The 25,665-nt window shown below is 64.7% G+C and carries 19 protein-coding genes, 2 tRNA genes and 1 pseudogene; 19 read left to right on the top strand and 3 right to left on the bottom strand.

Annotated features, from left to right (window positions below):
• Positions 1-3: 3 nt before the first annotated feature.
• The 8 genes and pseudogenes from hflX to RTW82_RS32185 all read left to right on the top strand — a co-directional run bounded on the left by hflX (position 4) and on the right by RTW82_RS32185 (position 8,362).
• Positions 4-1,305, top strand: coding sequence for a ribosome rescue GTPase HflX (hflX, locus tag RTW82_RS14760; RefSeq protein ID WP_316925535.1), 1,302 nt, complete (start codon positions 4-6; stop codon positions 1,303-1,305).
• A gap of 98 nt (positions 1,306-1,403) precedes the next feature.
• The gene (gene hflK / locus RTW82_RS14755) at positions 1,404-2,561 is read left to right on the top strand and encodes an FtsH protease activity modulator HflK (RefSeq protein ID WP_316925534.1); all 1,158 of its coding nucleotides are present in this window, start codon (positions 1,404-1,406) and stop codon (positions 2,559-2,561) included.
• Positions 2,561-3,427 carry a protease modulator HflC gene (gene hflC / locus RTW82_RS14750; protein WP_263403766.1) on the top strand — a complete coding sequence of 289 codons (867 nt, stop codon included), beginning with the start codon at positions 2,561-2,563 and terminating at the stop codon, positions 3,425-3,427. The genes hflK and hflC overlap by 1 nt, the downstream gene beginning before the upstream one ends.
• A 105-nt stretch (positions 3,428-3,532) precedes the next feature.
• Positions 3,533-3,718, top strand: coding sequence for a DUF2065 domain-containing protein (locus RTW82_RS14745; protein ID WP_111259892.1), 186 nt, complete (start codon positions 3,533-3,535; stop codon positions 3,716-3,718).
• A gap of 34 nt (positions 3,719-3,752) precedes the next feature.
• Positions 3,753-4,940: an ATP phosphoribosyltransferase regulatory subunit gene (locus tag RTW82_RS14740; RefSeq protein WP_316925533.1), complete on the top strand. Its 1,188-nt coding sequence runs from the start codon at positions 3,753-3,755 to the stop codon at positions 4,938-4,940.
• Positions 4,941-4,992: 52 nt separating this feature from the next.
• Positions 4,993-6,288 carry an adenylosuccinate synthase gene (locus RTW82_RS14735; RefSeq protein WP_021219736.1) on the top strand — a complete coding sequence of 432 codons (1,296 nt, stop codon included), beginning with the start codon at positions 4,993-4,995 and terminating at the stop codon, positions 6,286-6,288.
• Positions 6,289-6,799: 511 nt separating this feature from the next.
• A pseudogene (locus tag RTW82_RS32190) lies at positions 6,800-7,504 on the top strand (HAMP domain-containing protein); the annotation flags it as partial.
• Positions 7,478-8,362: a methyl-accepting chemotaxis protein gene (locus RTW82_RS32185; protein WP_410478805.1), complete on the top strand. Its 885-nt coding sequence runs from the start codon at positions 7,478-7,480 to the stop codon at positions 8,360-8,362. The pseudogene RTW82_RS32190 and the gene RTW82_RS32185, both read left to right, overlap by 27 nt.
• Positions 8,363-8,417: 55 nt before the next feature.
• Here RTW82_RS32185 and RTW82_RS14725 read toward each other — a convergent pair.
• Together RTW82_RS14725 and RTW82_RS14720 are read right to left on the bottom strand one after the other, a co-directional pair.
• Positions 8,418-8,504, bottom strand: a tRNA-Leu gene (locus tag RTW82_RS14725).
• A 114-nt stretch (positions 8,505-8,618) separates the two neighbouring features.
• Positions 8,619-8,705, bottom strand: a tRNA-Leu gene (locus tag RTW82_RS14720).
• 174 nt (positions 8,706-8,879) lie between these two features.
• On the opposite strand from RTW82_RS14720, the gene rnr reads away from it, so the two are divergent.
• The 8 genes from rnr (at position 8,880) to alr (ending at position 17,987) form a co-directional block, all read left to right on the top strand.
• Positions 8,880-11,702: a ribonuclease R gene (gene rnr / locus RTW82_RS14715; protein ID WP_316925531.1), complete on the top strand. Its 2,823-nt coding sequence runs from the start codon at positions 8,880-8,882 to the stop codon at positions 11,700-11,702.
• Positions 11,699-12,463, top strand: coding sequence for a 23S rRNA (guanosine(2251)-2'-O)-methyltransferase RlmB (gene rlmB, locus RTW82_RS14710; protein ID WP_316925530.1), 765 nt, complete (start codon positions 11,699-11,701; stop codon positions 12,461-12,463). The genes rnr and rlmB overlap by 4 nt, the downstream gene beginning before the upstream one ends.
• A 500-nt stretch (positions 12,464-12,963) precedes the next feature.
• Positions 12,964-13,383 carry a 30S ribosomal protein S6 gene (rpsF, locus tag RTW82_RS14705; protein WP_021217371.1) on the top strand — a complete coding sequence of 140 codons (420 nt, stop codon included), beginning with the start codon at positions 12,964-12,966 and terminating at the stop codon, positions 13,381-13,383.
• Between the two features lie 28 nt (positions 13,384-13,411).
• Entirely contained in the window at positions 13,412-13,642 is a 231-nt protein-coding gene (gene rpsR / locus RTW82_RS14700) for a 30S ribosomal protein S18 (protein ID WP_003452992.1), read from the top strand.
• A gap of 34 nt (positions 13,643-13,676) precedes the next feature.
• Entirely contained in the window at positions 13,677-14,552 is an 876-nt protein-coding gene (locus tag RTW82_RS14695; RefSeq protein ID WP_043242453.1) for a hypothetical protein, read from the top strand.
• Between the two features lie 19 nt (positions 14,553-14,571).
• A complete protein-coding gene (gene rplI / locus RTW82_RS14690; RefSeq protein ID WP_021217373.1) occupies positions 14,572-15,018 on the top strand; it encodes a 50S ribosomal protein L9 in 447 nt (148 codons plus the stop codon).
• Between the two features lie 139 nt (positions 15,019-15,157).
• Entirely contained in the window at positions 15,158-16,552 is a 1,395-nt protein-coding gene (dnaB, locus tag RTW82_RS14685) for a replicative DNA helicase (protein ID WP_021217374.1), read from the top strand.
• A 358-nt stretch (positions 16,553-16,910) separates the two neighbouring features.
• The gene (gene alr / locus RTW82_RS14680) at positions 16,911-17,987 is read left to right on the top strand and encodes an alanine racemase (RefSeq protein WP_316925529.1); all 1,077 of its coding nucleotides are present in this window, start codon (positions 16,911-16,913) and stop codon (positions 17,985-17,987) included.
• 3 nt (positions 17,988-17,990) lie between these two features.
• Here the strand turns inward: alr and RTW82_RS14675 are convergent, their stop codons facing one another.
• Positions 17,991-19,889, bottom strand: coding sequence for a diguanylate cyclase domain-containing protein (locus RTW82_RS14675; protein WP_410478804.1), 1,899 nt, complete (start codon positions 19,887-19,889; stop codon positions 17,991-17,993).
• 217 nt (positions 19,890-20,106) lie between these two features.
• Here RTW82_RS14675 and RTW82_RS14670 point away from each other — a divergent pair, with 217 nt between their 5' ends.
• The 3 genes from RTW82_RS14670 (at position 20,107) to RTW82_RS14660 (ending at position 24,929) form a co-directional block, all read left to right on the top strand.
• Positions 20,107-22,386 (top strand): YgiQ family radical SAM protein, encoded by a 2,280-nt coding sequence (locus RTW82_RS14670; protein WP_316925528.1) that lies wholly within the window; start codon positions 20,107-20,109, stop codon positions 22,384-22,386.
• A 186-nt stretch (positions 22,387-22,572) separates the two neighbouring features.
• Complete coding sequence (locus tag RTW82_RS14665) at positions 22,573-23,814, top strand: parallel beta-helix domain-containing protein (protein ID WP_316925527.1); 1,242 nt, start codon at positions 22,573-22,575, stop codon at positions 23,812-23,814.
• Positions 23,811-24,929 carry an SO2930 family diheme c-type cytochrome gene (locus RTW82_RS14660; RefSeq protein ID WP_316925526.1) on the top strand — a complete coding sequence of 373 codons (1,119 nt, stop codon included), beginning with the start codon at positions 23,811-23,813 and terminating at the stop codon, positions 24,927-24,929. Before RTW82_RS14665 ends, RTW82_RS14660 begins: the two co-directional genes overlap by 4 nt.
• Positions 24,930-25,665: the final 736 nt, after the last annotated feature.

Here is a 25,665-nt window from a genome sequence, read left to right as displayed (position 1 = left end):
GCATTGTTTTTCGAACGCCCTGGTGGTGGTGAACGGGCCATCCTGGTTCATCTGGACGGCCAAAATCCCGAGGCGCGAGAAGACCCGCAGGAATTCCAGGAGCTGGCTCGGTCGGCTGGCGCCGACACGGCAGCATTCATTTCCGTGTCGCGCCACCAGCCGACGGCAAAGTATCTGATCGGCACTGGCAAGGTCGAAGAGCTGCATGACCTGGTCAAGGCCGAGCAGGTCGAACTGGTCATCTTCAACCACACCCTTTCGCCCAGTCAGGAACGCAACCTCGAGCGAGCGCTCGAATGCCGCGTTCTCGATCGCACCGGCCTGATCCTCGATATCTTCGCCCAGCGCGCCCGCACCCATGAGGGCAAGCTGCAGGTGGAGCTCGCCCAGCTCGAACACATGAGCACGCGGCTGATCCGCGGCTGGACCCACCTTGAGCGGCAAAAGGGTGGTATCGGCCTGCGTGGGCCGGGTGAAACCCAGCTCGAAACCGACCGCCGTCTGCTGCGTGTGCGCATACGCCAGATCAAGCAGCGTCTCGACAAGGTGCGCAGCCAGCGCGAGCAGGCTCGCCGCGGGCGCAAGCGTGCCGATATCCCTTCCGTTTCCCTAGTTGGCTACACCAACGCCGGCAAGTCCACGCTGTTCAATGCCGTGACCTCGTCCGAGGTCTATGCTGCGGACCAGTTGTTCGCCACGCTCGACCCGACGTTGCGTCGCCTGGATCTGAACGATTTCGGCCCCATCGTGCTGGCCGATACCGTGGGCTTCATCCGTCACCTGCCGCACAAGCTAGTCGAGGCCTTCCGGGCTACCCTTGAGGAGTCCAGCAACTCCGACCTGCTGCTGCACGTGATCGATGCCCATGAGCCTGAGCGCATGGCGCAGATCGAGCAGGTCATGGCGGTGCTGCATGAAATCGGTGCCGATGGCTTGCCGATGCTCGAGGTGTACAACAAGATCGACCTGCTCGATGGCATGGAGCCGCAGATCCAGCGGGACGCAGATGGCAAGCCTGAACGGGTCTGGCTGTCGGCACGTGATGGTCTCGGGCTCGATCTGCTCAAGCAGGCGATTGCCGAGTTGCTGGGGGATGATCTGTTCGTAGGTACCCTGAGGCTGCCGCAGAAGCTGGGCAGGCTCAGGGCTCAGTTCTTTTCCCTTGGCGCGGTGCAGAGCGAGCAGCACGATGAGGCGGGTGACTTCCTCCTGGCGCTGCGTGTACCGCGTGTGGAGCTCAATCGCCTGGTCAGCCGTGAAGGCTGGAAGCCGCAGGAGTTCCTGGAGCAACACACTTTGCAATAAAGCCCGCGGGTGCGCTTTTTGCCGCGGGTGGCGGGCTTTCGGTAGCATTGGCGGGCGTGCCGTGGGTGCGTCTTTGCTTTATCAGTATGGAGAGCGCTATGGCTTGGAATGAGCCGGGTGGCAACTCGAACAATCAGGATCCCTGGGGTGGACGCCGTGGTGGCGATCGCAAGGGGCCGCCGGATCTGGACGAAGCCTTCCGCAAACTGCAGGACAGTCTCAATGGGTTGTTCGGCGGCAAGAAACGTGGTGGTGGCGAAAGCGGTGGCAAGGGCGGCGGCTTCGGCCTGATCGGCATTGCCCTGTTCCTTCTCGCCATGGTCTGGCTCTACAGCGCCGTGTACGTGGTCGATGAGCAGGAGCAGGCCGTGGTGCTGCGCTTCGGCAAGTACTACGACACCGTCGGCCCGGGCCTGAACATCTATTTCCCGCCCATCGATCGTAAGTACCAGGAAAACGTCACCCGCGAGCGTGCCTATAGCAAGCAGGGTCAGATGCTCACCGAGGACGAGAACATCGTCGAGGTGCCGCTCACCGTCCAGTACAAGATCACTGACCTGCAGAAGTTCGTACTGAACGTCGACCAGCCTGAAGTCAGCCTGCAGCACGCCACCGAAAGCGCGCTGCGCCACGTGGTCGGCTCTACCGAGATGGATCAGGTCCTGACCGAGGGGCGCGAGCTGATGGCCAGCGAGATCAAGGAGCGCCTGCAGCGGTTCCTCGACACTTACGGCACCGGCATCACCGTCACCCAGGTGAACGTGCAGAGCGCAGCCGCCCCGCGTGAGGTGCAGGAAGCGTTCGACGACGTGATCCGCGCCCGTGAAGACGAGCAGCGTGCCAAGAACCAGGCCGAAGCCTACGCCAACGGCGTGATCCCCGAGGCCCGTGGCCAGGCGCAGCGCATCATCGAGGACGCCAACGGCTACCGCGATGAAGTCATCTCCCGTGCCAAGGGTGAGGCGGATCGCTTCACCAAGCTGGTGGCCGAGTACCGCAAGGCGCCGGAGGTCACGCGTCAGCGCCTGTACCTCGACACCATGCAGGAAGTCTTCAGCAACACCAGCAAGGTGCTGCTGACCGGTGACAAGGGGCAGAACAACCTGCTCTATCTGCCGCTGGACAAGATGATCGACAACCGTGGTGGTAGCGGCAGTGCCGTTCCCGGCGCAGCTGCCAGTGGCGCCGCCGATCTCGGGGCGCGCGTCACCACCGATCTGCAGCAGCGCGATCTGCGTTCTAGGGAGAGTCGCTGATGGGTAACAAATCGCTGATCGCCCTGATCGGAGCCGTTGTCCTCGCCCTGGTGGCCTGGAGCAGCTTCTACATAGTGGCGCAGACCGAGCGCGCGGTGCTCCTGCAGTTCGGTCGTATCGTCGAAGCCGACGTCAAGCCGGGTCTGCATGTGAAGATTCCGTACGTCAACCAGGTGCGCAAGTTCGACGCCCGCCTGCTGACCCTGGATTCCCCGACCCAGCGCTTCCTGACCCAGGAAAAGAAAGCGGTCATGGTGGATGCCTACGCCAAATGGCGCGTGGCGGATGCCGAGCGTTTCTACACCGCGACTTCCGGCCTCAAGCAGATCGCCGACGAGCGTCTGTCGCGTCGCCTGGAAGCGGGTCTGCGTGACCAGTTCGGCAAGCGCACCCTGCACGAAGTGGTCTCCGGTGAGCGTGACGGCCTGATGGCCGACATCACCCGCTCGCTGAACACCATGGCCAGCAAGGAGCTGGGCATCGAGGTGGTGGACGTTCGCGTCAAGGCCATCGACCTGCCCAAGGAAGTGAACCGCAGCGTGTTCGAGCGCATGAGCACCGAGCGTGAGCGTGAAGCCCGTGAGCACCGCGCCAAGGGCAGCGAGCTGGCCGAGGGTATCCGCGCGGATGCCGATCGTCAGCGCCGCGTGCTGCTGGCCGAGGCTTATCGCGAATCGGAAGAGGCTCGTGGTGATGGTGACGCCCAGGCGGCTGCCATCTACTCCAAGGCGTACAGCCAGGACCAGGAGTTCTACAGCTTCTATCGCAGCCTCAAGGCCTACCGCGAGAGCTTCTCGAGCAAGGGCGACGTGATGGTTCTGGACCCGAGCAGCGAGTTCTTCCAGTTCCTCAACAAGGCCAAGTGATGGTCTTCCCCGGCGGACGGTCCTGTCCGCCGGGGTGACCCGCCGGGAAAACGTGGTATCATGCGTCAGCCGGGAAATCCCGGCTTTTTTGCGTCCGCGGGAATCATGTGGCAGGAAATCGGCATAGCGTTTTGTTTCGTGCTGGTGCTGGAAGGCATCCTGCCCTTCCTCTATCCGCGCCGTTGGCGCGCCGCGGTGCACGGGTTGGCAGGGTTGAAAGACCGCCAGCTCCGCCTCATGGGCCTCGCCAGCATGTTGCTGGGGACCGGCCTCCTGTATCTGCTTCACTGAAGGCTTGCCGCCCGGCTGAGAGGGGAATGGCGTAATGGCAACGGTAGATCGCTGGCTGCTGCCAGATGGAATCGAAGAAGTACTGCCGCCCGAAGCGGCGCGCATCGAAGCAGCCCGCCGCCAGGTACTGGACCTGTTCCAGCGCTGGGGCTACGACTTCGTGGTCACCCCGCACATCGAATATCTCGAGTCACTGTTGACCAGTGCCGGCCAGGATCTGGACCTGCGCACCTTCAAGGTGACCGACCCGCAATCCGGTCGCCTCATGGGCTTCCGCGCCGACATCACCCCGCAGGTGGCGCGTATCGACGCCCACACCCTGCGTCGTGAAGGCCCCAATCGCCTGTGCTATGCCGGCAGCGTGCTGCACGCCAAGCCGCGTGCACTTTCCACTTCCCGCAGCCCAATCCAGCTGGGTGCCGAGCTCTATGGCGACGCCAGCCCGGCCAGTGACGTCGAGGTCATCAGCCTGATGCTGGAGATGCTCGAGCTGGCGGCCGTGCCGGATGTGCACATGGACCTCGGTCACGTCGGTATCTACCGCGGCCTGGCCCGTGCCGCCGAGCTGTCGGGCGAGGTGGAGCAGCAACTGTTCGACGCCCTGCAGCGCAAGGCCGTGGACGAAGTGGCCGAGCTGACCGAATCCCTGCCCAGCGAACTGGCCTCCATGCTGCGTGCGCTCGCCGAGCTGTGCGGCGACCGCCAGGTACTGGAGCTGGCCCAGGGCGTGCTGATGGATGCGCCGGACGAGGTGCATGTCGCCCTCGATGAGCTGATCGCCATCGCCGACGAGCTGGAACTCCGCTATCCCGAACTGCCTCTGTATTTCGACCTGGGTGAATTGCGCGGCTATCACTACCACACGGGTGTGGTGTTCGCCGCCTTCGTACCGGGTGAGGGGCAATCCATCGCTCAGGGCGGTCGCTATGACGATATCGGTGCCGACTTCGGTCGTGCCCGTCCGGCTACCGGCTTCTCCACCGACCTGAAGACCCTGGTCACCCTGGGGCGGATGGATCTTGACGAAATCCCGACCGGTATCTGGGCGCCCGACGTCCATGACGTCTACCTTTGGCAGGCCGTGAAGCGGCTGCGCAGCGAAGGTCAGCGCGTGGTCCAGGCATTGCCGGGGCAGGATGTAGACAGTGCGCAGGAGGTGGGCTGTGATCGTCAGCTGACCCTGCGTGACGGGCGCTGGCAGGTTGCGCCCCTGGTTTCCTAAGGTTTTCCCGCCGGCCGTTGCCGGCATCGAGCTTCCGAAGAGGACAAGTGTTATGGGTAAGAATGTCGTGGTCCTGGGCACCCAGTGGGGTGATGAGGGCAAAGGCAAGATCGTCGACCTGTTGACCGACCAGGCAGCCGCTGTCGTGCGCTACCAGGGCGGCCACAATGCCGGTCACACGCTGGTGATCGACGGCGAGAAGACCGTGCTCCACCTGATCCCGTCCGGCATCCTGCGCGAGAACGTGCAGTGCATGATCGGCAACGGCGTGGTCGTCGCGCCGGACGCGCTGATGCGCGAGATCACCAAGCTGGAAGAGAAGGGCGTGCCGGTTCGCGAGCGCCTGCTCATCAGCCCTTCCTGCACCCTGATCCTGCCGTACCACGTCGCCCTCGACCAGGCGCGTGAGAAGGCCCGCGGCGATGCCAAGATCGGCACCACCGGCCGTGGTATCGGTCCGGCGTACGAAGACAAGGTCGCCCGTCGTGGCCTGCGCATCGGTGACCTGTTCCACCGCGAGCGTTTCGCCGCCAAGCTCGGCGAGCTGCTGGACTACCACAACTTCGTCCTGCAGAACTATTACAAAGAGCCGGCCGTCGACTTCCAGAAGACCCTCGATGAAGCCCTGGGCTACGCCGAAGTACTGGAGCCGATGATCACCGACGTCGCCGCCCGCCTGCACGAACTGCGCAAGCAGGGCGCCTACATCATGTTCGAAGGCGCGCAAGGCTCGCTGCTGGACATCGACCACGGCACCTACCCCTTCGTCACCAGCTCCAACACCACCGCTGGCGGTACCGCCACCGGTTCCGGTTTCGGCCCGCTGTACCTGGACTACATCCTCGGTATCACCAAGGCCTACACCACTCGCGTGGGTTCGGGTCCGTTCCCCACCGAGCTGTTCGACGAGACCGGCGCCTTCCTGGCCAAGCGTGGCCATGAGTTCGGCTCCACCACCGGTCGCGCCCGTCGTTGCGGCTGGTTCGATGCCGTCATCCTGCGTCGCGCCATCGAGATCAACAGCATCTCCGGCCTGTGCCTGACCAAGCTGGACGTACTGGACGGTCTTGAAACCATCCGTATCTGCGTCGGCTACAAGGACCAGAACGGCGACGTGCTGGTCGATGCGCCGACCGACGCCGACAGCTACATCGGCCTGCAGCCGGTTTACGAAGACATGCCGGGCTGGAGCGAATCCACCGTTGGCGTGAAGTCGCTCGATGAGCTGCCGGCCACTGCCCGTGCCTACATCAAGCGCATCGAGGAGCTGGTCGGTGCGCCCATCGACATCATCTCCACCGGCCCGGATCGCAACGAAACCATCGTCCTGCGCCACCCGTACGCCTGAGTCGACCGACTCGAAAAAGGGCCGCCTCGTGCGGCCCTTTTTCATGGGCGAAAGAAAATATTGCGGCACGGCCCTTGCTGGCGCTCTATAAATCCCTGAAGTCGCCGTTAAAGAAGAACGGTCGTAGAGGAGCATCGTCGTGTCCGCCATCCTTTCCCTGCTCAGAAGCCGCTTGCTGCGGCCTGTTTTCATCGCTCTCGGCGTCTCCCTGCTGGTGCAGGTGGTGGTAGCCGTTGCCCTGACTCGGGGCACGGTCGACTCGTTGGTCGAGGATCTCGGTCAGCGCCTGGGTGACGACACCCGCCGCTTGTCGGGCGAACTGGAGCAGGCTGGTCAGGAGGTTTCCGGCAGCCTTTCCAGTCTTTCCAGCAAGACCCGTGAGCGCCTCAGTGCCTCCCTGTCCGAGCGACTCAAGGCGGAGCAGGGGCAATTGCGTTCCACGCTGGAAGAGAACCTCAAGGCATCCGCCACTGATCTCGCCCAGTTGCTCGCCGCGGTCGCGCCACGCGCCATGTGGGACAACGACATACCCACGCTCTCCGAATTCGCCCGCCGCGCCCAGCGCAATCCCAACGTGCTCTTCGTGGTGTATGACGATGCCCAGGGTCAGCACCTGACGCGTTACCTCAACCGCGAAAACGCCGCGATCAAGGCCCTGCTGGCCAAGGGGCAGGGCGAGCGTGCGTTGGATAAGGTGCTCAACGCCGCCGCCAGCGACCCGTCCGTCTACATGGTCGAAGCCTCCATCAGCCCCAATGGCGTGGAGATCGGCAAGGTGCGCCTAGGGGTCTCCACGGCCACCATCGAAGACCAGTTGAAGGCGCTGGACTCACGCTTCAGTGCGCTGATCGCCAGCGGTGGTGAGCTGGTGGGGCAGAGTCTTTCCGGTGCGGCGACCGACAGCACGGCGGTGCTGACGGCGCGGCTCAAGTCCGCCCAGGAGGCGGCCAATGGCATGAGCACCGGCACCCAGAAGACGGTGGAAGGTGCCGCCAATGAGTTGCGCTGGCGCATCGGCTTGGCCCTGGTACTGGTGGGGCTCGGTGTATTGCTGGTGCTGGCGGTGGTGCTCGGCCATCGTGTGGTCAATCGCCTGCGCCTGCTGATCGCCGCATTGAACGACCTGGCCGCTGGTGAGGGTGATCTGACCCGTCGCGTGCGTCTGGACAGCAGTGATGAACTGGGCGAGATGGCTACGGCGGTGAACCGCTTCATCGACAAGCTGCAGCCCATCGTCCGCGAGGCCGGGGATGTGGCGGTGCGCACGGGCAGTGAAATCCGCTCCCTGTCCGAGCGCAGCCTGGCGGCCGCGGCGGCTGCCGAGCGCCAGCGCAATGAAGTTGCCGGCAGTCTCGATGCGCTGGCGCAGATGACGGCCGAGGCCCAGGGCGAAAGCCAGGCCATGCAAACGGCCTTGCAGCAGGTTGGTGAGATTCGCCAGGCGACCCAGGACAATGCCGCCATCGCCCGCAAGGTGGGTGGCCTGATCGAGACCCTGGAAGAGCGTGTGCAAAACGGCGCTGAGGTGATCGAGCGCCTGGCGCGGCAAAGCGAGCAGATCGAAGTGGTGCTCTCGGTCATCCACGGCATCGCCGAGCAGACCAACCTCCTGGCGTTGAACGCGGCGATCGAAGCGGCGCGGGCGGGGGAGAGTGGTCGCGGCTTCGCGGTGGTGGCCGACGAGGTGCGTGCGCTGGCCAGCAAGACCCAGCAATCCACCGGTGATATCCAGGCGCACATCGGTGCATTGCAGAAGGGCGCCAAGGAGGCGGTCGCGGCCATTGCCCAGGCGCGCGCCCGCGCAACCGAAGGGATCGATGCGCTGCGGGACAGCGAGCGCCTGCAGCAGGGCGTGCAGCAGGCAGTGGAAGAAGTGCACGAGGCGGTTAGGGCGGCGGCGCGAGCGGCCGAGCACCAGGCCGAAGGGGCGCATGCTGTGCGTGGGCGGGTCGATGTCATCCATTCCGAGGCGCGCCTGGCGGCGGACGCCATGGCGGCAACCGTCAGCAGCGGGCGCGTGCTCGATGGGCTGGCGGCGCAACTGAAATCCAGCCTCGGCCAGTTCAAGGCCTGATGGCTGGATGCCAGAAAGCACAAAGCCGAGCAGAGCTCGGCTTTGTGTTGAAGAGTGGTGCCCAGGAGAAGACTCGAACTTCCACGGTGTTGCCACCGCTAGGACCTGAACCTAGTGCGTCTACCAATTCCGCCACCTGGGCACATTGCGATGATCACTCATCGACTTTATTGCTGCACTTGATCGACCAGGTCGACAGGGTGTGCTGCTACCCTTTGTACTGCAAACCAAGCCAAAGGCTCAGTCGTTTGAATAATGGTGCCCAGGAGAAGACTCGAACTTCCACGGTGTTGCCACCGCTAGGACCTGAACCTAGTGCGTCTACCAATTCCGCCACCTGGGCACTCACAACGTCTCAGCAACGCTGTGGGCGCGAACTATACGGTTCGACTTTTTGCTTGTAAACCCCTGACGGCAAAAAAATTATTCTTGGATGAAAGCTGACCGCTGAACGGATTTCGCGCTTCAATAGACAGATGGCAAACATAACTATGAATGAAAAGGTGAATCCCCTCTGATGGCCGATTGGCAAAACCTCGATCCCGAGGCCGCCCGCGAGGCGGAAAAGTATGAAAACCCCATCCCCAGCCGCGAGCTCATCCTGCAGCGTCTCGATGAACGTGGCGCCCCGGCCAACCGCGAGCAGTTGGTCGAAGAGTTCGGTCTGACCACCGAAGACCAGCTGGAGGCCCTGCGCCGGCGCTTGCGCGCCATGGAGCGTGACGGCCAGGTTATCTATACGCGCCGCGGTACCTATGCACCGGTGGATAAGCTCGACCTGATCTGCGGCCGCATCAGCGGCCACCGCGACGGTTTCGGCTTCCTTATTCCCGATGACGGCAGTGACGACCTCTTCCTCAGCCCCGCGCAGATGCGCCTGGTGTTCGACGGCGACCGCGCCCTGGCGCGCGTATCCGGCCTCGACCGCCGTGGCCGCCGCGAAGGCGCGCTGGTGGAAGTGATCGAGCGTGCCCATGAAACCCTGGTCGGCCGCTTCTTCGAAGAAAGCGGCATCGCCCGCGTGGTGGCCGACAACCCGAAGATCCAGCAGGAAGTGCTGGTGCCCCAGGGCAAGCAGGGCAGCGCCAAGCACGGCCAGTTCGTGCAGGTGAAGATCGAGCAGTGGCCGAGCAACTTCCGCGTCGCCCAGGGCGAAGTGGTCGAGGTGCTGGGCGACTACATGGCGCCGGGCATGGAGATCGAAGTCGCCCTGCGCAGCTACGACATCCCCCACGAATGGCCCGAGGCCGTGGTCAAGGAAGCCGCCAAGCTGAAACCGGAAGTGGCCGAGAAGGACAAGGAAAAGCGCATCGACCTGCGCGGCCTGCCTTTGGTGACCATCGATGGCGAAGACGCCCGTGACTTCGACGACGCCGTCTATGCCGAAGCCCGCAAGGGTGGCGGCTGGCGCCTGTTCGTGGCCATCGCCGACGTTTCCCACTATGTAAAGGTGGGCTCGGCGCTGGACGAAGAGGCTGCCAAGCGCGGCAACTCGGTGTACTTCCCCGAGAAGGTCATCCCGATGCTGCCGGAGGCGCTGTCCAACGGCCTCTGCTCGCTGAACCCGCTGGTCGATCGCCTGGCCATGGTCTGCGAGATGACCCTGTCCCGCGCGGGCAAGATGACCGGCTACGAATTCTACGAAGCGGTGATCCACTCCCACGCGCGGCTGACCTACAACAAGGTCAGCCAACTGCTGGAAACCCCGGACTCCATCGAAGGCAAGCAGCTTGCCGAGCAGATGCCCCAGGTCGTTCCGCACCTGCAGCAGCTCTACAAGCTCTACAAGGTGCTGCTGGCAGCGCGCCAGGTGCGCGGCGCCATCGATTTCGAAACCCAGGAGACACGCATCGTCTTCGGTGCCGATCGCAAGATCGCCGAGATCCGCCCGACCCAGCGCAACGACGCCCACAAGCTGATCGAGGAATGCATGCTCTGCGCGAACGTGGCCACCGCCCGTTTCATGCAGGACCACGACATCCCCTCGCTCTACCGTGTGCACGACGGCCCGCCGGCCGAGCGCCTGGACAAGCTGCGCCTGTTCCTTGGTGAGCTGGGCCTGACCCTCAATCGCGGCAAGGGCGAACCCACACCGAGCGATTACCAGGCCCTGCTGGAAACCATTCGCGGACGCCCGGACTATCACCTGATCCAGACCGTGATGCTGCGCTCCCTGAGCCAGGCGGTGTACAGCGCCGACAACCAGGGCCACTTCGGCCTCAACTACGACGCCTACACCCACTTCACCTCGCCGATCCGTCGTTATCCGGACCTGCTGGTGCACCGTGCCATCCGTAGCGTGGTCCGCTCCAAGCGCGAGACGGCGCACGTCAAGCGCGCGGGTGCCACGGCCATGGTTAAGGCGCGCATCTACCCGTACGACGAGGCCGCCCTGGAGAAACTCGGCGAGCAGTGCTCGATGACTGAGCGCCGCGCCGACGAAGCCACCCGTGACGTCACCAACTGGCTGAAGTGCGAGTACATGCGCGAGCGCGTGGGCGAGACCTTCCCCGGGGTGATCTCGGCGGTGACCGGCTTCGGCCTGTTCGTCGAACTGACCGACATCTATGTAGAAGGCCTGGTGCACGTCACCGCATTGCCGGGTGACTACTACCACTTCGACCCGATCCACCACCGCCTGGCGGGTGAGCGCAGCGGTCGCAGCTTCCGCCTGGGCGACACGATCGAAGTGCTGATCGCGCGCGTCGACCTGGACGAGCGCAAGATCGACTTCGAGCTGGCCGAGAATCCCCTTAATGCACCGGGCGGCCGCAAGAAGCGCGGTGCCGAGAAGTCCGCGCCCGCTCCCGAGGTCAAGCCGGCCAAAGGTTCCAAGACCCGGAGCCGCGGCAGCAAGCCTGCGGCCCTGGCGAAGAAGGCCGCCGCACGCGACCCGCAGCCCGAGCAACTGGCCCCTGGCGTCGCCGTGGCGCCGCGCCGCAGCAAGGCGGGCAAGGTCCAGGCACTGCCGGCCGTATCGCCGGAAATCCTCGCCCAGGCCGACGAAATGCTCGGCAACACCGACGTCAACCGCAGCCGTGCGTTGAAACAGGCGTTGCTCAGCGAAGCGCGTCATGGGGGTGAAAAGCCTCGAGGCGGCAAGCCTCAAGGCGGCAAGGCCCAGTCCCGTCCCGCTAAGGGGGCGCCTTTCGGCGCGGGTGGCCAGGATCCGGCCGCCAAGGATCGCGACGCCAAACCAGGCAACAAGCCAGGCAGCAAACCAAGCGGCGGCAAGCCGAAGAAGGCCAAGCCGGCGAGCAAGCCCGGCAAGCCGACCAAGCACCGCAAAGGACCGCCCAAGACGAAAGCCGCTGGCGGCAGTGACAAGGTCAAACCATGAGTGATTTGGAAAAGGTCTACGGCGTCCACGCCGTGGAAGCGCTGTTGCGTCACCACCCCAAGCGGGTCAAGCAGCTGTGGCTGGCGGAAAGCCGGCATGATCCACGCGTCCAGGCGCTGGTCGAGCTGGCTGGTCAATTCCGTGTGCCCGTTGGGCAGAAGGACCGGCGCGAGCTGGATGAATGGGCCGAAGGCGTCCACCAGGGTGTGGTCGCCGAGGTCAGCCCCAGCCAGGTCTGGGGCGAGAACATGCTCGACGAGCTGCTGGAGGGGGCTGAAGGCCCGCCCCTGCTGCTGGTGCTCGACGGCGTGACCGACCCGCACAACCTCGGCGCCTGCCTGCGCACCGCCGATGCCGCTGGTGCGCTGGCGGTGATCGTGCCCAAGGACAAGTCCGCCACCCTCAACGCCACCGTGCGCAAGGTGGCCTGCGGTGCCGCCGAGGTGATCCCCCTGGTCGCCGTGACCAACCTCGCGCGCACCCTGGAGAAGCTGCAGAAGAAAGGCCTGTGGACCGTCGGCACCGCCGGCGAAGCCGAACAGGAACTCTACCAGCAGGACCTGACCGGCCCGACCGTGCTCATCATGGGCGCGGAAGGCAAGGGCATGCGCCGCCTCACCCGCGAGCACTGCGACTACCTGGTGAAGCTGCCGATGTCCGGCAGCGTCAGCAGCCTCAACGTCTCGGTCGCCACTGGCGTCTGTCTGTTCGAGGCGGTGCGCCAGCGTAAGATGAAAGCAAGCCTGAAGCCTGAAGCCTGAAGCCTGAAGCCTGAAGCTGGAAGTGAGTGGTCGGATGCCGCCATGTCTCCGTTGTGTGTGACCCTGGCGCTGGTGTGAGGCTTTCCCGGGCTGAAGCCTGAAGCGGGTTTTGCGCGTAGGGTGGATGCCGCTCTTTGCATCCACCAGCGGTGCCGATCGGGGCTCCGTTGCGGTGGACCGGTGAAGCGTGGTCCACCCTACGTCCAGGCTCCGAAAACAGATGAGCCCAGGGGTTGACCGTCTCCGTCGATCCCCCAGGCTCTTCCAGCTTCCAGCTTCCAGCTTCCAGCTTCCAGCTTCCAGCTTCCAGCTTCCAGCTTCCAGCGCTGTTCAAATATTCACCAGTTTTTCTTGCGCGCCCCCGGGCGCTTCTCTAGAATGGCGCCCCTTGCCGCACCGGCGGGCGTTTGCGCGCCTTCCTCGCCGGCAAGCCAAAACGAAACATTCACTCCTTGCCTGACCACATTTTGTTGGCAGGCTACAACCCGTAAGGAGCATTTATGCGTCATTACGAAATCATCTTCCTGGTTCACCCGGACCAGAGCGAGCAGGTTGGCGGCATGGTCGAGCGCTATACCAAGCTGATCGAAGAAGACGGTGGCAAGATTCATCGCCTGGAAGATTGGGGCCGTCGTCAACTGGCCTATGCAATCAACAACGTTCACAAGGCTCACTACGTGATGCTGAACGTCGAGTGCAGCGGCAAGGCCCTGGCCGAGCTGGAAGACAACTTCCGCTACAACGATGCCGTCCTGCGTAACCTGGTCATCCGTCGCGACGAAGCCGTTACCGGCCAGTCCGAGATGCTCAAGGCCGAGGAAAACCGCAACGAGCGCCGCGAGCGCCGTGAGCGCGTTGAAACTGACTCCGCCACCGATGGCGATGACAGCGACAACGACAGCGACAACGCTGACGAGTAATCCACGGATCTATTGAGGAGCCAAGTTCATGGCACGTTTCTTCCGTCGTCGTAAGTTCTGCCGTTTCACCGCTGAAGGCGTGAAAGAGATCGACTTCAAGGATCTCAACACCCTGAAGGCGTACATCTCCGAAACCGGCAAGATCGTTCCTAGCCGTATCACCGGTACCAAAGCCAAGTATCAGCGTCAGCTGGCTACCGCTATCAAGCGCGCCCGCTACCTGGCCCTGCTGCCCTACACCGACAGCCACGGCCGTTGAGACCGGGTAGTCGACGCTTCAAAGGATAGATCGCATGCGCGCACTGGCTGAATTCACCATGCGAGGCCGTATGCAGGCAACGCTGGCCGTGGCTGGCGCTGCACTGGTTCCGTTGTTGTTCTGGCTGAGTGCCTCCGCAGGTAGCCTGGTGCTGCTGCGGCGGGGCTTCAGTGATGCCTTCGGCATCCTGGCCTGGGCGGTACTGCCGGCTGCGTGCTGGTGGTACCTGGGTGATCCGAGCATCCTTCTGGCCCTGCTCGGGACCCTGGTGCTGGCGCAGATTCTGCGTGTCAGCGAGTCCTGGAGCCATGTGCTGATTGGCAGCGTGGCATTGGGCCTGGTGTTCGCACTGGTGCTCGGCAACGCCTACTCCGAGATGATCGGGGTGCTGGCGACCGAGGTCACCAAGGTGCTGGCCCAGGTTCGCGGCGATGCCCAGCTGTCGGGTGAGGAACTCGACAGGTTGCAGGCTGCGATGGTGCCGACCCTTACCGGGGTCATGGCGTCTTCGCTGCAGGCCACCTGCCTCCTCTGCCTGGTGCTGGCGCGCTATTGGCAAGCGGCGTTGTACAACCCGGGCGGCTTCGGTCGCGAATTCCGGAGTCTGCGCCTGAGGCCCGCGGTTGCCGTGGCCCTGCTGCTGGGATGCATTCTGATCCCGGCGCTGGATGCACGAGCCGCGTTGCTTGGGCCGCTGTGCAGCGTGCCGCTGTTGTTCGCAGGTGCTGCCCTCGGGCACGGGCTCATCGCCCTGAAGCGCCTGTCGGGTGGCTGGCTGATAGTGCTGTACCTGGCCGTGCTGCTGATCGGGAACTTGATCTGTCTTTTGGCTGTGATCGACAGCCTGTTTGATTTTCGCGGACGCCTGGCACGTAAGAACGGCGCCGGTCCCGCGAACGGTGAAGGTTAATAGTTAAGAGGATTCCCAAATGGAAATCATTCTGCTCGAAAAAATCGCCAACCTGGGCAACCTGGGCGACAAGGTGAACGTCAAGGCTGGTTACGGTCGTAACTACCTGCTGCCGCAAGGCAAGGCCACCCGCGCTACCGCCGAGAACGTTGCTGCGTTCGAAGCTCGCCGCGCTGAGCTGGAAAAACTGGCTGCCGAGAAGAAAGCTTCGGCTGAAACTCGCGCTGCCCAACTGGCTGAGCTGGAAGTGACCATCACTGCCACCGCCGGTGACGAAGGCAAGCTGTTCGGTTCCATCGGTACCCACGACATCGCTGACGCCCTGACCGCCTCCGGCGTTGAGGTTGCCAAAGCCGAAGTTCGTCTGCCGAACGGCACCATCCGTCAGGTTGGCGAGTACGACGTAGCTGTGCACCTGCACACCGACGTTGAAGCGACCGTCAAGCTGATCGTCATCGCTGCCTAAGTCAGCGCGCCTGGTCGGCGTTCGCGCCGTCCAGGCGGAGCATGCTTGCACTCAGGTGCGAGCACGCTAACAATCGGGCACGTCATTGCGAGAGCGGTGACGTGCCCGTTGTCTTTCTACCGCATGCATTCCCGAGCCCATGAACGAAATCAGCCTTCCCGAACAGTTCGACCTGGAAACCTCCGCCCTCAAGGTGCCGCCGCACTCCATCGAGGCCGAGCAGGCAGTGCTGGGGGGCCTGATGCTCGACAACAACGCATGGGAGCGGGTACTCGACCAGGTCTCCGATAGTGACTTCTATCGCCACGACCACCGCCTGATCTTCCGCGCCATCTTCAAGCTCGCCGAGCGCAACGCGCCCTTCGACGTGGTGACCCTGTCCGAACAGCTGGACAAGGAAGGGCAGCTGTCCCAGGTCGGTGGCCTCGCCTACCTGGGCGAACTGGCGAAGAACACCCCCTCGGTGGCCAACATCAAGGCCTATGCGCAGATCATTCGCGAGCGCGCCACCCTGCGCCAGCTGATCGGCATCAGCACCGAGATCGCCGACAGCGCCTACGCACCGCAGGGGCGCACGGGCGAAGAGATTCTCGACGAAGCCGAGCGATTGATCTTCCAGATCGCCGAGGCGCGGCCGAAGACCGGCGGCCCGGTGGGCATCAACGACATCCTGGTCAAGGCCATCGACCGCATCGACGAGCTGTTCAACAACGGCGATGCCATCACCGGCCTGTCCACCGGCTTCGACGAGCTGGACAGCCTCACCAGCGGCCTGCAGCCGGCCGACATGATCATCGTCGCCGGCCGTCCCTCCATGGGTAAGACCACCTTCGCCATGAACCTGGTGGAGAACGCGCTGATGCGCAGCGACAAGTCGATCCTCGTCTACTCGCTGGAAATGCCCTCCGAATCCATCGTCATCCGTATGCTCGCGTCCCTCGGGCGCATTGACCAGACCAAGGTCCGCGCCGGCCGCCTGGATGACGACGACTGGCCGCGCCTCACCTCCGCGGTCAACCTGCTCAACGACCGCAAGCTGTTCATCGACGACACCGCCGGCATCTCGCCGTCGGAGATGCGCGCGCGCACCCGCCGCCTGGCCCGCGAACACGGCGAGATCGGCCTGATCATGGTCGACTACCTGCAGCTGATGCAGATCCCGGGCTCAAGTGGCGACAGCCGGGTGAACGAGATCTCCGAGATCTCCCGCTCGCTCAAGGGCCTGGCCAAGGAATTCAACTGCCCGGTCATCGCCCTGTCCCAGCTCAACCGGGGCCTGGAACAGCGCCCGAACAAACGCCCGATCAACTCCGACCTTCGCGAATCCGGGGCCATCGAGCAGGACGCCGACATCATCCTCTTCGTCTACCGTGACGAGGTCTACCACCCCGAGACCGAGTACAAGGGCGTGGCCGAGATCATCATCGGCAAGCAGCGTAACGGCCCCCTCGGCACCGCGCGCCTGGCCTTCCTCGGCAAATACTCGCGCTTCGAAAACCTCGCGCCGGGCAGCTACAACTTCGAAGATGAATAAGGCTTGAGCCTGAAGCCTGAAGCCTGAAGCCTGAAGCCTGAAGCGGGTTTTGCGCGTAGGGTGGATGCCGCTCTTTGCATCCACCAGCGGTGCCGATCGGGGCTCCGTTGCGGTGGACCGGTGAAGCGTGGTCCACCCTACGTCCAGGCTCCGAAAACAGATGAGCCCAGGGGTTGACGGTCTCCGTCGATCCCCCAGGCTCTTCCAGCTTCCAGCTTCCAGCTTCCAGCTTCCAGCTTCCAGCTTCCAGCTTCCAGCTTCCAGCTTCCAGCTTCCAGCTCCAATCCCGCCATGGATCAATGAAGATGGGCGCCGTGCAGTTATCATGGGCACCCGTTTTCGTTCCTGAGCCATGCCCATGCGCCCGCTGATCGCTGCTGTCGACCTTTCCGCCATCCGCCACAACCATGCCGTCGCCAAGCGCTGTGCGCCGGAGCGCCAGGTGTTTGCGGTGGTCAAGGCCAATGCCTATGGGCACGGCGTGCGTGAGGTGGTCAGCGTGCTGCACGACGTCGCCGATGGCTACGCGGTGGCCTGCCTGGAAGAGGCGGCGGAAGCCCGCGCCATGGACGACCGCGCGCGCATCCTGCTGTTGGAGGGCTGCTTCGAGCCCCGCGAGTACCTGATCGCCGCCCAGCTGGGGCTGGATGTGGTGGTGCAGGGCGAGCGCCAGGCCGAGGCCTTGCTCGCCGCCCAAACCAGCCGCCCGCTGAATGTCTGGCTGAAGCTGGATTCCGGCATGCACCGCCTTGGTTTCGACGCCGAGGCCCTGCGCGAGTGGCACGGGCTCCTACGTGGCGCCGGCAAGGTCGCCGAACTCAACCTGATCAGCCACTTCGCCTGCGCCGACGAGCGCGGCCACGCACTCACCGAGCAGCAGGTGGAGTGCTTCCTCGGCCTGCTGGACCTGGACTTCGACCAGCGCAGCCTGGCCAACTCCGCCGCCATCCTCACCATTCCCGCCGCGCACATGGACTGGGTGCGCCCCGGCATCATGCTCTACGGCGCCACGCCGTTCGCCGACCTCACCGCGCGCGAGCTGGGGCTCAAGCCGGCCATGAGCCTGACCGCCGAGCTGATCGCCGTGCGTGATGTCGCGGTGGGGGAGAGTGTGGGCTATGGCGCCATCTGGGTCGCCGAGCGCCCTTCGCGCATCGGCATCGTCAGCTGCGGTTATGCTGACGGCTACCCGCGCAATGCGCCCAGCGGCACGCCGGTGGTGATTCGCGGGCAGCGCGTGCCCCTGGCGGGGAGGGTGTCGATGGACATGCTCGCGGTGGATCTCAGCGACCTGCCGGAAGCCGCCGAAGGCGATGCCGTGGAGCTGTGGGGCAAGCAATTGCCGGTGGACGAGCTGGCGGCAGCCTGCGGCACCATCGGCTACGAGCTGCTCACCCAGGTCACTGCGCGGGTGCCGCGGCGCTACCTGAGCTAAGGCTCAGACCAGCCCGCTCGGCACCTTGAGCACGTCCAGCTCCAGGCGTGCCTCGCTGGACAGCTCGCCATCGGCGCCGAAGATCGCGAAGCCCGAGCGGCCCTTCTCCTTGACCTTGTACATCGCCTGGTCGGCGGTCTTGTAGAGGCCGGCGAACTGCCGTGCGTGTTGCGGGTAGAGCGCGACGCCAATGCTGATGGTCACCGTCAGGCGCTGGGTGCCGTAGAGCACCGGCTCCGCCAGCTCGGCCAGTAGCCGCTCGGCGATCTCCCGGGCATGGGGCTCGGAATCCGGCCCGCAGATCAGCACCGCGAACTCGTCGCCGCCCAGGCGCGCCACGCTGTCGCCACCGCGCACATGCTCGCGCAGGCGCTGGGCGATGGTGCGCAGCATCGCGTCGCCGGCGTCGTGCCCGTACTTGTCGTTGATCGGCTTGAAGTGGTCCAGGTCGATCAGCATCAGCGCCACCGTCTCGCCGCGGCGGCCGGCGTTGGCCAGGGCGGTCTCGGCGCGTTCGATCAGGTAGCGGCGGTTGGGCAGGTCGGTCAGGGCGTCATGGAAGGCCGCGTGCTCCAGCTCCTGCTCGCGCTCGCAGAGGCGCAGGTTGGCGGCCGCCAGCTCGGCGGTGCGGTTGGCCACGGCGGCCTGCAGCTCGTCGGCGCTGGCCTGCATCTGCGCCAGGCGCGCGGTCTTCTCGCGGTCCACCTGCTCCAGTGCGGCGGCTTTCTCCTGCTTGAGCATCTGGATGCGGTAGGCGAGGGCGAAGGAGAACAGGATCGACTCCGCCGCCACGGCGATGGGGAACATGTAGGCGGTGAAGTTGGTGGGCTGGATGATCCCCGCCGCGCGCATCACCAGCACCGCCGTGCTGACCAGCACGGTGCCGTAGCCGACCAGGTAGAAGCGCGCCGGGATGAAGCCCTGGTACCAGCGCACACCGGCGCTCACCAGTGCGGTGGGTACGGTGACGATGGGCGTGATGGCGATCAGCAGGGCGCCCTCGGCGCGGTAGCCGAAGGCGTTGATGAGGATGGCGATGGCGTAGAGCACGCAGCTGACGTTGAAGGCGCGGTCGGCCCAGACCAGGCCGCGCCGGGTGTACAGCAGCTCCTGGGTGAAGCGCATGACGAAGATGCCCCAGAGCGAGGGCAGGCTGATGCGGTCGAGCCAGAAGGGCACCGGCGAGCCGCCCCAGAAATACTGGAAGCCGTGGCCGGTCATGCTGAGGATGAACACTAGGGCGCAGCCGGTGGCCAGCACGTACCAGAGGTAGGCCTTGTCGCGCAGGGCCACGAGGATGAACAGGTTGTAGAGGAACAGCGCCAGGATCACCCCGTAGATCAGGCCGAAGCCCATGTCCTCGGTGGCGCGCAGGTCCTGCAGGTCATCCAGCTGCCAGGCCTTGAGCGGAAAGGAGTTGCCGGCCGGGTCGTAGCTGCGGAAGTAGAAGGTCAGGGGTTCTGTGCCGAGGTCCGGCAGGCGGAACACCATGCGCCGGTAGTCGAAATCGCGGCCCTCGGCGAAGGGCACGCTCTCGCTGGTCTCGCGCTCGGTCCAGCCGCCCTGGCCGTCGGGCAGGTACAGGCGCACGCGGAACACGGTGATGCCGGAGTTCTCCAGCCACCACTGGGCGGGCGCATCGGCGGCGCGGGCCAGTTGCACCTTCACCCACCAGGCGCTGCGGCTCTGCCCCACGGAGGCGCGCCCGTCCGCCGGAACGAAGCGCGATTGCACCGCCGGATCGGCCATGTCGGCGATACCCAAGCTGCCGCTGGGGTCTTCCAGCAGCTCTATATGGGTATTCAGGGGCGTGCCGCTGCTATCGGCCTGCAACAGGAAAGGGGCCGCACGGGTCTGGCCGCAGAGGCCAAGGATGCCCAGCAGAAACACTGTCAGATGGATTAAGCGAAGCACCGCACGCTCCTTGTGCCCGTAACCTCTGGAGGGGCGGGCGGTATTGTTATCGGCAGGAGTATAGCCATTAGGTATCAGAGTGATGACAGCTATATGTCGCCTGCCGCGAAAGGCTGTGTAAAACCCAGCAGGGAAGTCGGGCTTGTTCATTTTTTGTGCTATATTTCGCGCCCGCTTTTTCACCTGAGATCCGACGGTCCCTGCCATGCAAGCCGCCAAGCCGCTGTTCGACTATCAGAAGTACTGGGCCGAGTGTTTCGGTCCTGCACCTTTCCTGCCAATGAGCCGGGCGGAGATGGACCAACTTGGCTGGGATTCCTGCGACATCATCATCGTCACCGGTGACGCCTACGTCGATCATCCTTCGTTCGGCATGGCGATCATCGGCCGCCTGCTGGAGGCCCAGGGCTTCCGCGTCGGCATCATCGCCCAGCCCGACTGGCGCTCGAAAGACGACTTCATGAAGCTCGGCGAGCCCAACCTGTTCTTCGGCGTCGCCGCCGGCAACATGGACTCGATGATCAACCGCTACACCGCCGACAAGAAGATCCGCTCCGACGACGCCTACACCCCCGGCGGCCTGGCGGGCAAGCGCCCGGACCGCGCCAGCCTGGTGTACAGCCAGCGCTGCAAGGAGGCCTACACCCACGTGCCCATCGTGCTCGGTGGCATCGAGGCCTCGCTGCGCCGCATCGCGCACTACGACTACTGGCAGGACAAGGTCCGCCACTCGATCCTGATCGACGCCTGCGCCGACATCCTGCTCTACGGCAACGCCGAGCGCGCCGTGGTGGAAATCGCCCAGCGCATGGCCTACGGCGAGAAGATCGATTCGATCACCGACATCCGCGGCACCGCGTTCATCCGCCGCGATACGCCCGAGGGCTGGTACGAGGTCGACTCCACGCGCATCGACCGCCCCGGCAAGGTCGACAAGATCATCAACCCCTACGTCAACACCCAGGACACCGAAGCCTGCGCCATCGAGCAGGAAAAGGCCCAGGTCGAAGACCCGAACGAACCCAAGGTCGTGCAGCTGCTGGCCAGCCCGCGCATGACCCGCGACAAGACCGTGATCCGCCTGCCGTCCTTCGAGAAGGTGCGCAACGACCCGGTGCTCTACGCCCATGCCAACCGCGTGCTGCACCTGGAAACCAACCCGGGCAACGCCCGCGCGCTGGTGCAGCGCCATGGTGAGACGGACGTGTGGTTCAACCCGCCGCCCATCCCCATGACCACCGAGGAAATGGACTACGTGTTCGGCATGCCCTATGCGCGGGTGCCGCACCCGGCCTATGGCAAGGAAAAGATCCCCGCCTACGAGATGATCCGTTTCTCGGTGAACATCATGCGTGGCTGCTTCGGCGGCTGCACCTTCTGCTCCATCACCGAGCACGAAGGCCGCATCATCCAGAACCGCTCGGAAGAGTCGATCATCCGCGAGATCGAAGAGATCCGTGACAAGGTGCCCGGCTTCACCGGCGTCATTTCCGACCTCGGTGGCCCCACCGCCAACATGTACCGCATCGCCTGCAAGAGCCCGGAAATCGAATCCGCGTGCCGCAAGCCGTCCTGCGTGTTCCCCGGCATCTGCCCGAACCTGAACACCGATCACTCCTCCCTGATCCAGCTGTACCGCAGCGCCCGTGCGCTGCCGGGGGTGAAGAAGATCCTCATCGCCTCGGGCCTGCGCTACGACCTCGCCGTCGAGTCGCCGGAATACGTCAAGGAGCTGGTCACCCACCACGTCGGTGGCTACCTGAAGATCGCCCCGGAACACACCGAGGAAGGCCCGCTCAACCAGATGATGAAGCCGGGCATCGGCAGCTATGACCGCTTCAAGCGCATGTTCGAGAAGTACTCCAAGGAGGCCGGGAAAGAGCAGTACCTGATCCCCTACTTCATCGCCGCGCACCCGGGCACCACCGACGAAGACATGATGAACCTCGCCTTGTGGCTCAAGGGCAATGGCTTCCGCGCCGACCAGGTGCAGGCCTTCTACCCCTCGCCCATGGCCAGCGCCACCGCCATGTACCACTCGGGCAAGAACCCCCTGCGCAAGGTCACCTACAAGAGCGACGGCGTGACCATCGTCAAGAGCGAGGAGCAGCGCCGCCTGCACAAGGCCTTCCTGCGCTACCACGATCCCAAGGGCTGGCCGATGCTGCGTGCCGCGCTGGAGCGCATGGGCCGCGCCGACCTGATCGGCAACGGCAAGCACCAGTTGATCCCGTCCTACCAGCCGGAAACCGACAGCTACCAGAGCGCCCGCCGCAAGAACTCCACCCCGGCCGGCAGCAAGAAGGTCGGCAAGGCCATGCTCACCCAGCACACCGGCCTGCCGCCCCGCGCCAGCGATGGCAGCAAGCCCTGGGACAAGCGCGAGGAAGCCAAGGCCGCAGCCCAGGCCCGTCGCCAGGCGGAGAAGGGCGGCGCCGGCAAGGGCGGCAAGAAGCCCGGCAAGCGCCCCGCTGTACCGCGCTGATCGACCTGCCCTGCGAAAACGCCAGCCCCGAGCTGGCGTTTTCATTTCTGGCCACTGTCCAAGGCCTGTGGGAACGACTTCAGCCGCCCGCTGTTCTATGCGAAATAGGCTTCGCTGAAGGGACTAGTTACAAAATGCTTTTGGCACTATAGTTCCAATCTCATAAAAACAACGACGGAGCCCGCCATGCGTATCGCCTCCCTTTCCCTTCTCGCGCTCTCGGTGCTGCTGGCCGGCTGCGGCGAGCAGGACAAGACGCCCACCACCCACGTGGATTTCCAGAAAGAACTGCAGGCCAAGCTGATCAAGGCCAAGCCGGGCACCGTCATCGAAATACCCGCCGGCACCTACCAGCTCGACCGCAGCCTCAGCCTCAAGGCCAGCGGCGTCACCATCAAGGGCGCGGGGATGGACAAGACCATCCTCAACTTCAAGGGCCAGAAGGCCGGCGCCGAAGGGCTGCTGGTGGACGCCTCCGACTTCACCATCGAAGACCTCGCCCTGGAAGACACCAAGGGCGACGCGCTCAAGGTGGTGGGTGGCAAGAACATCGTCATCCGCAACGTGCGCACCGAATGGACCAACGGCCCGGCCACCGAGAACGGCGCCTACGGCATCTACCCGGTGCAGACCGAAAACACCCTGATCGAAGGCGCCGTGGCCATCGGCGCCTCCGACGCCGGCATCTACGTCGGCCAGTCGCGCAACGTCGTGGTGCGCAACAGCCGCGCCGAACGCAACGTCGCCGGCATCGAGATCGAGAACACCATCGGCGCCGACGTCTACGACAACCTCGCCACCGGCAACACCGGTGGCATCCTCGTGTTCAACATGCCCAACCTGCAGCAACCGGGGCACGGCACCCGCGTCTACCGCAACCAGGTCAAGGACAACGGCCACGACAACTTCGGCCACAAGGGCACCCCGGTGGCCAGCGTGCCGGCCGGCTCGGGCGTGGTGATCAACTCCAACGACGATGTGGAAATCTTCGACAACGACATCAGCGGCCACCGCACCGCCAACATCATCGTCAGCAGCTACTTCAGCACCGGCTACACCAACCTCTCCACCTCGGAGAACTTCGACCCCTACCCCGAGCGCATCGCCATCCACGGCAACCGCTTCGGCCCCGGCGGCGACAGCCCGGACAACCTCGAGCTCAAGGCCCTCAAGGTCGCCAAGTTCGGCCTCAGCGGGCGCCTGCCCGACATCCTCTGGGACGGCTATGTCAACCCGGCCAAGCTGGTCGACGGCAAGCTCCCGGCGGACCAGGGCATCTGCGTCGACAACGGCGAAGCCACGCTGATCAACGTCGACGGCCCCAACGGCTACAAGAACATCACCACCGACATGACCGACCACCGCTGCACGCTGCCGGCGCTGCCGGAAATCGTCCTCGGCTCGGCCAAGGAGGCCCCCGGCGCATGAAGCGAGGCCTGCTGTTGATCGCCCTCCTGCTGCTGGCCGCCTGCGGCCGGCAGCCGGAGCCGCGGTTCATGCCCGAAGGTGACGCCTACCCCGAGAAGCTCAGCGAATGGGGCATGCTGCGCCTGGCCGACGGCCATCTGCAGCCGGTGGCCGCCGTGCTGCCCTATGACCTCAACACCCCGCTGTTCACCGACTACGCGCACAAGATGCGCACCCTGTGGATGCCCGAAGGGCAGGCGGCGCAATACGGCGAAGACCACTTCGACTACCCCGTCGGCACCGTGTTGACCAAGACCTTCTACTACCCCCGCGACGAACAGGGCCGTCTGCTGAAGAACGGCCAGGACGACCGCGACCCCCGTGAAGGCCTGGCCCTGGACCGCGTGCGCCTGGTGGAAACGCGCATCCTGCTGCGGCAGAAGGACGGCTGGATGGCGCTGCCCTACGTCTGGGACGAGGCGCAGAAGGAAGCCACCCTGGAATGGGCCGGTGCCAGCTTCGACCTGGAACTGCTGGACGAGAAGGGCCAGCGCCTCGCCGTCGACTACCAGGTGCCCGACGCCAACCAGTGCGCCGGCTGCCATGAAGAGCGCCATGGCGAAGGCGTGCGCCCCCTCGGCCCCAAGGCGCGGCACCTGAACAAGGAGCTGGCCTACGCCGATGGCCTCGACAACCAGCTCGCCCATTGGCAGAAGCGTGGCTTCCTCACGGGCCTGCCCGAGGCGGCCGGCATCCCGCGCAACGCCCTGTTCGGCCAGCCCCGTGACGGTGAAAGCCTTGAGCTGCAGGCACGCAGCTACCTCGACGCCAACTGCGGCCACTGCCACAACCCCAAGGGCCCGGCCCGCACCTCCGGCCTGTTCCTCGACGCCGCCGCGCCGATGGGCATCAACTACGGCCTGTGCAAGCAGCCCGTGGCCGCCGGCAAGGGTTCCGGCGACCGCCTGGTGGATATCCACCCGGGCAAGCCCGAGGAGTCGGTCCTCACCTACCGCGTCGAAAGCACCGACCCCAGCGTGATGATGCCCGAGCTCGGTCGCTCCGCCGTCCACCGCGAAGGCCTCGACCTGCTGGAGCGCTGGATCGCCGGCCTGCCCGGTGCCTGCCGCAGCTAACGGCAGGCAGTTTGGGGGCGCCGGGGCTTCTGTGGGAGCGGTTTCAACCGCGATGGGCGTGCACGGCGCTGATCGCGAATGAATTGGCTCTGTCTGCGTTAAGTGTTGCTAGAGGATTTGAGCCCAGCTGATTGCCGAGCTCTGGTGATATTTCTGGTTTCGCCCACCCGGGCGAGTCCCTTTTCCAATCGCTGGAACGCCAGCCCGGTGAAAAGGAACCAAAAAACTTGCCCCATCATCCGGCCCGACTGCGTCGGGTTCCCTCACTCCATCGCCGCTCTGGGGGCCGGCGCGATGGGCCATCCATGGCCTGGCGCGCCTCTCGCGGCATCCATGCCGCTCGTCCCCCGGCGCAACGACTGCGTTCGGCCTCCTGGAGGGGCGTTGGCGGCTGCTCCAACTTTCTTCGTCCAGCGCATCGCCACGTGGTGCGCACAGGCTTTCGTAGGATGGCGTAGAGCGAAGCGAAACCCATGCGGTGGAGGTGGCACGAACCCTCGGGCACCCCGAAAGGGCCGTGCTTGAGCGCCTGCATTAAAACCACAGCAGCTAACGCAGACAGAGCCAATAAATTCGCTCCCACAGGGCACCCTCCCCGTCATCTTCCCCGTCTATGCTCAGGCGCTGATCCGAAAGCCGTCGGCACGCGACACGAACCATTTTCGTGCACGCCGTTCGAAGCAGTGCGGCCCGAGCCCCGTTCCAGTGCCGGCGCGGGGCGCACCCATCGACAAAA

It is taken from the genome of Pseudomonas sp. zfem005 (assembly GCF_032621735.1).
Classification (GTDB): Bacteria; Pseudomonadota; Gammaproteobacteria; order Pseudomonadales; family Pseudomonadaceae; genus Metapseudomonas; species Metapseudomonas solani.
This window is presented reverse-complemented; position numbering and strand designations above follow the sequence as displayed.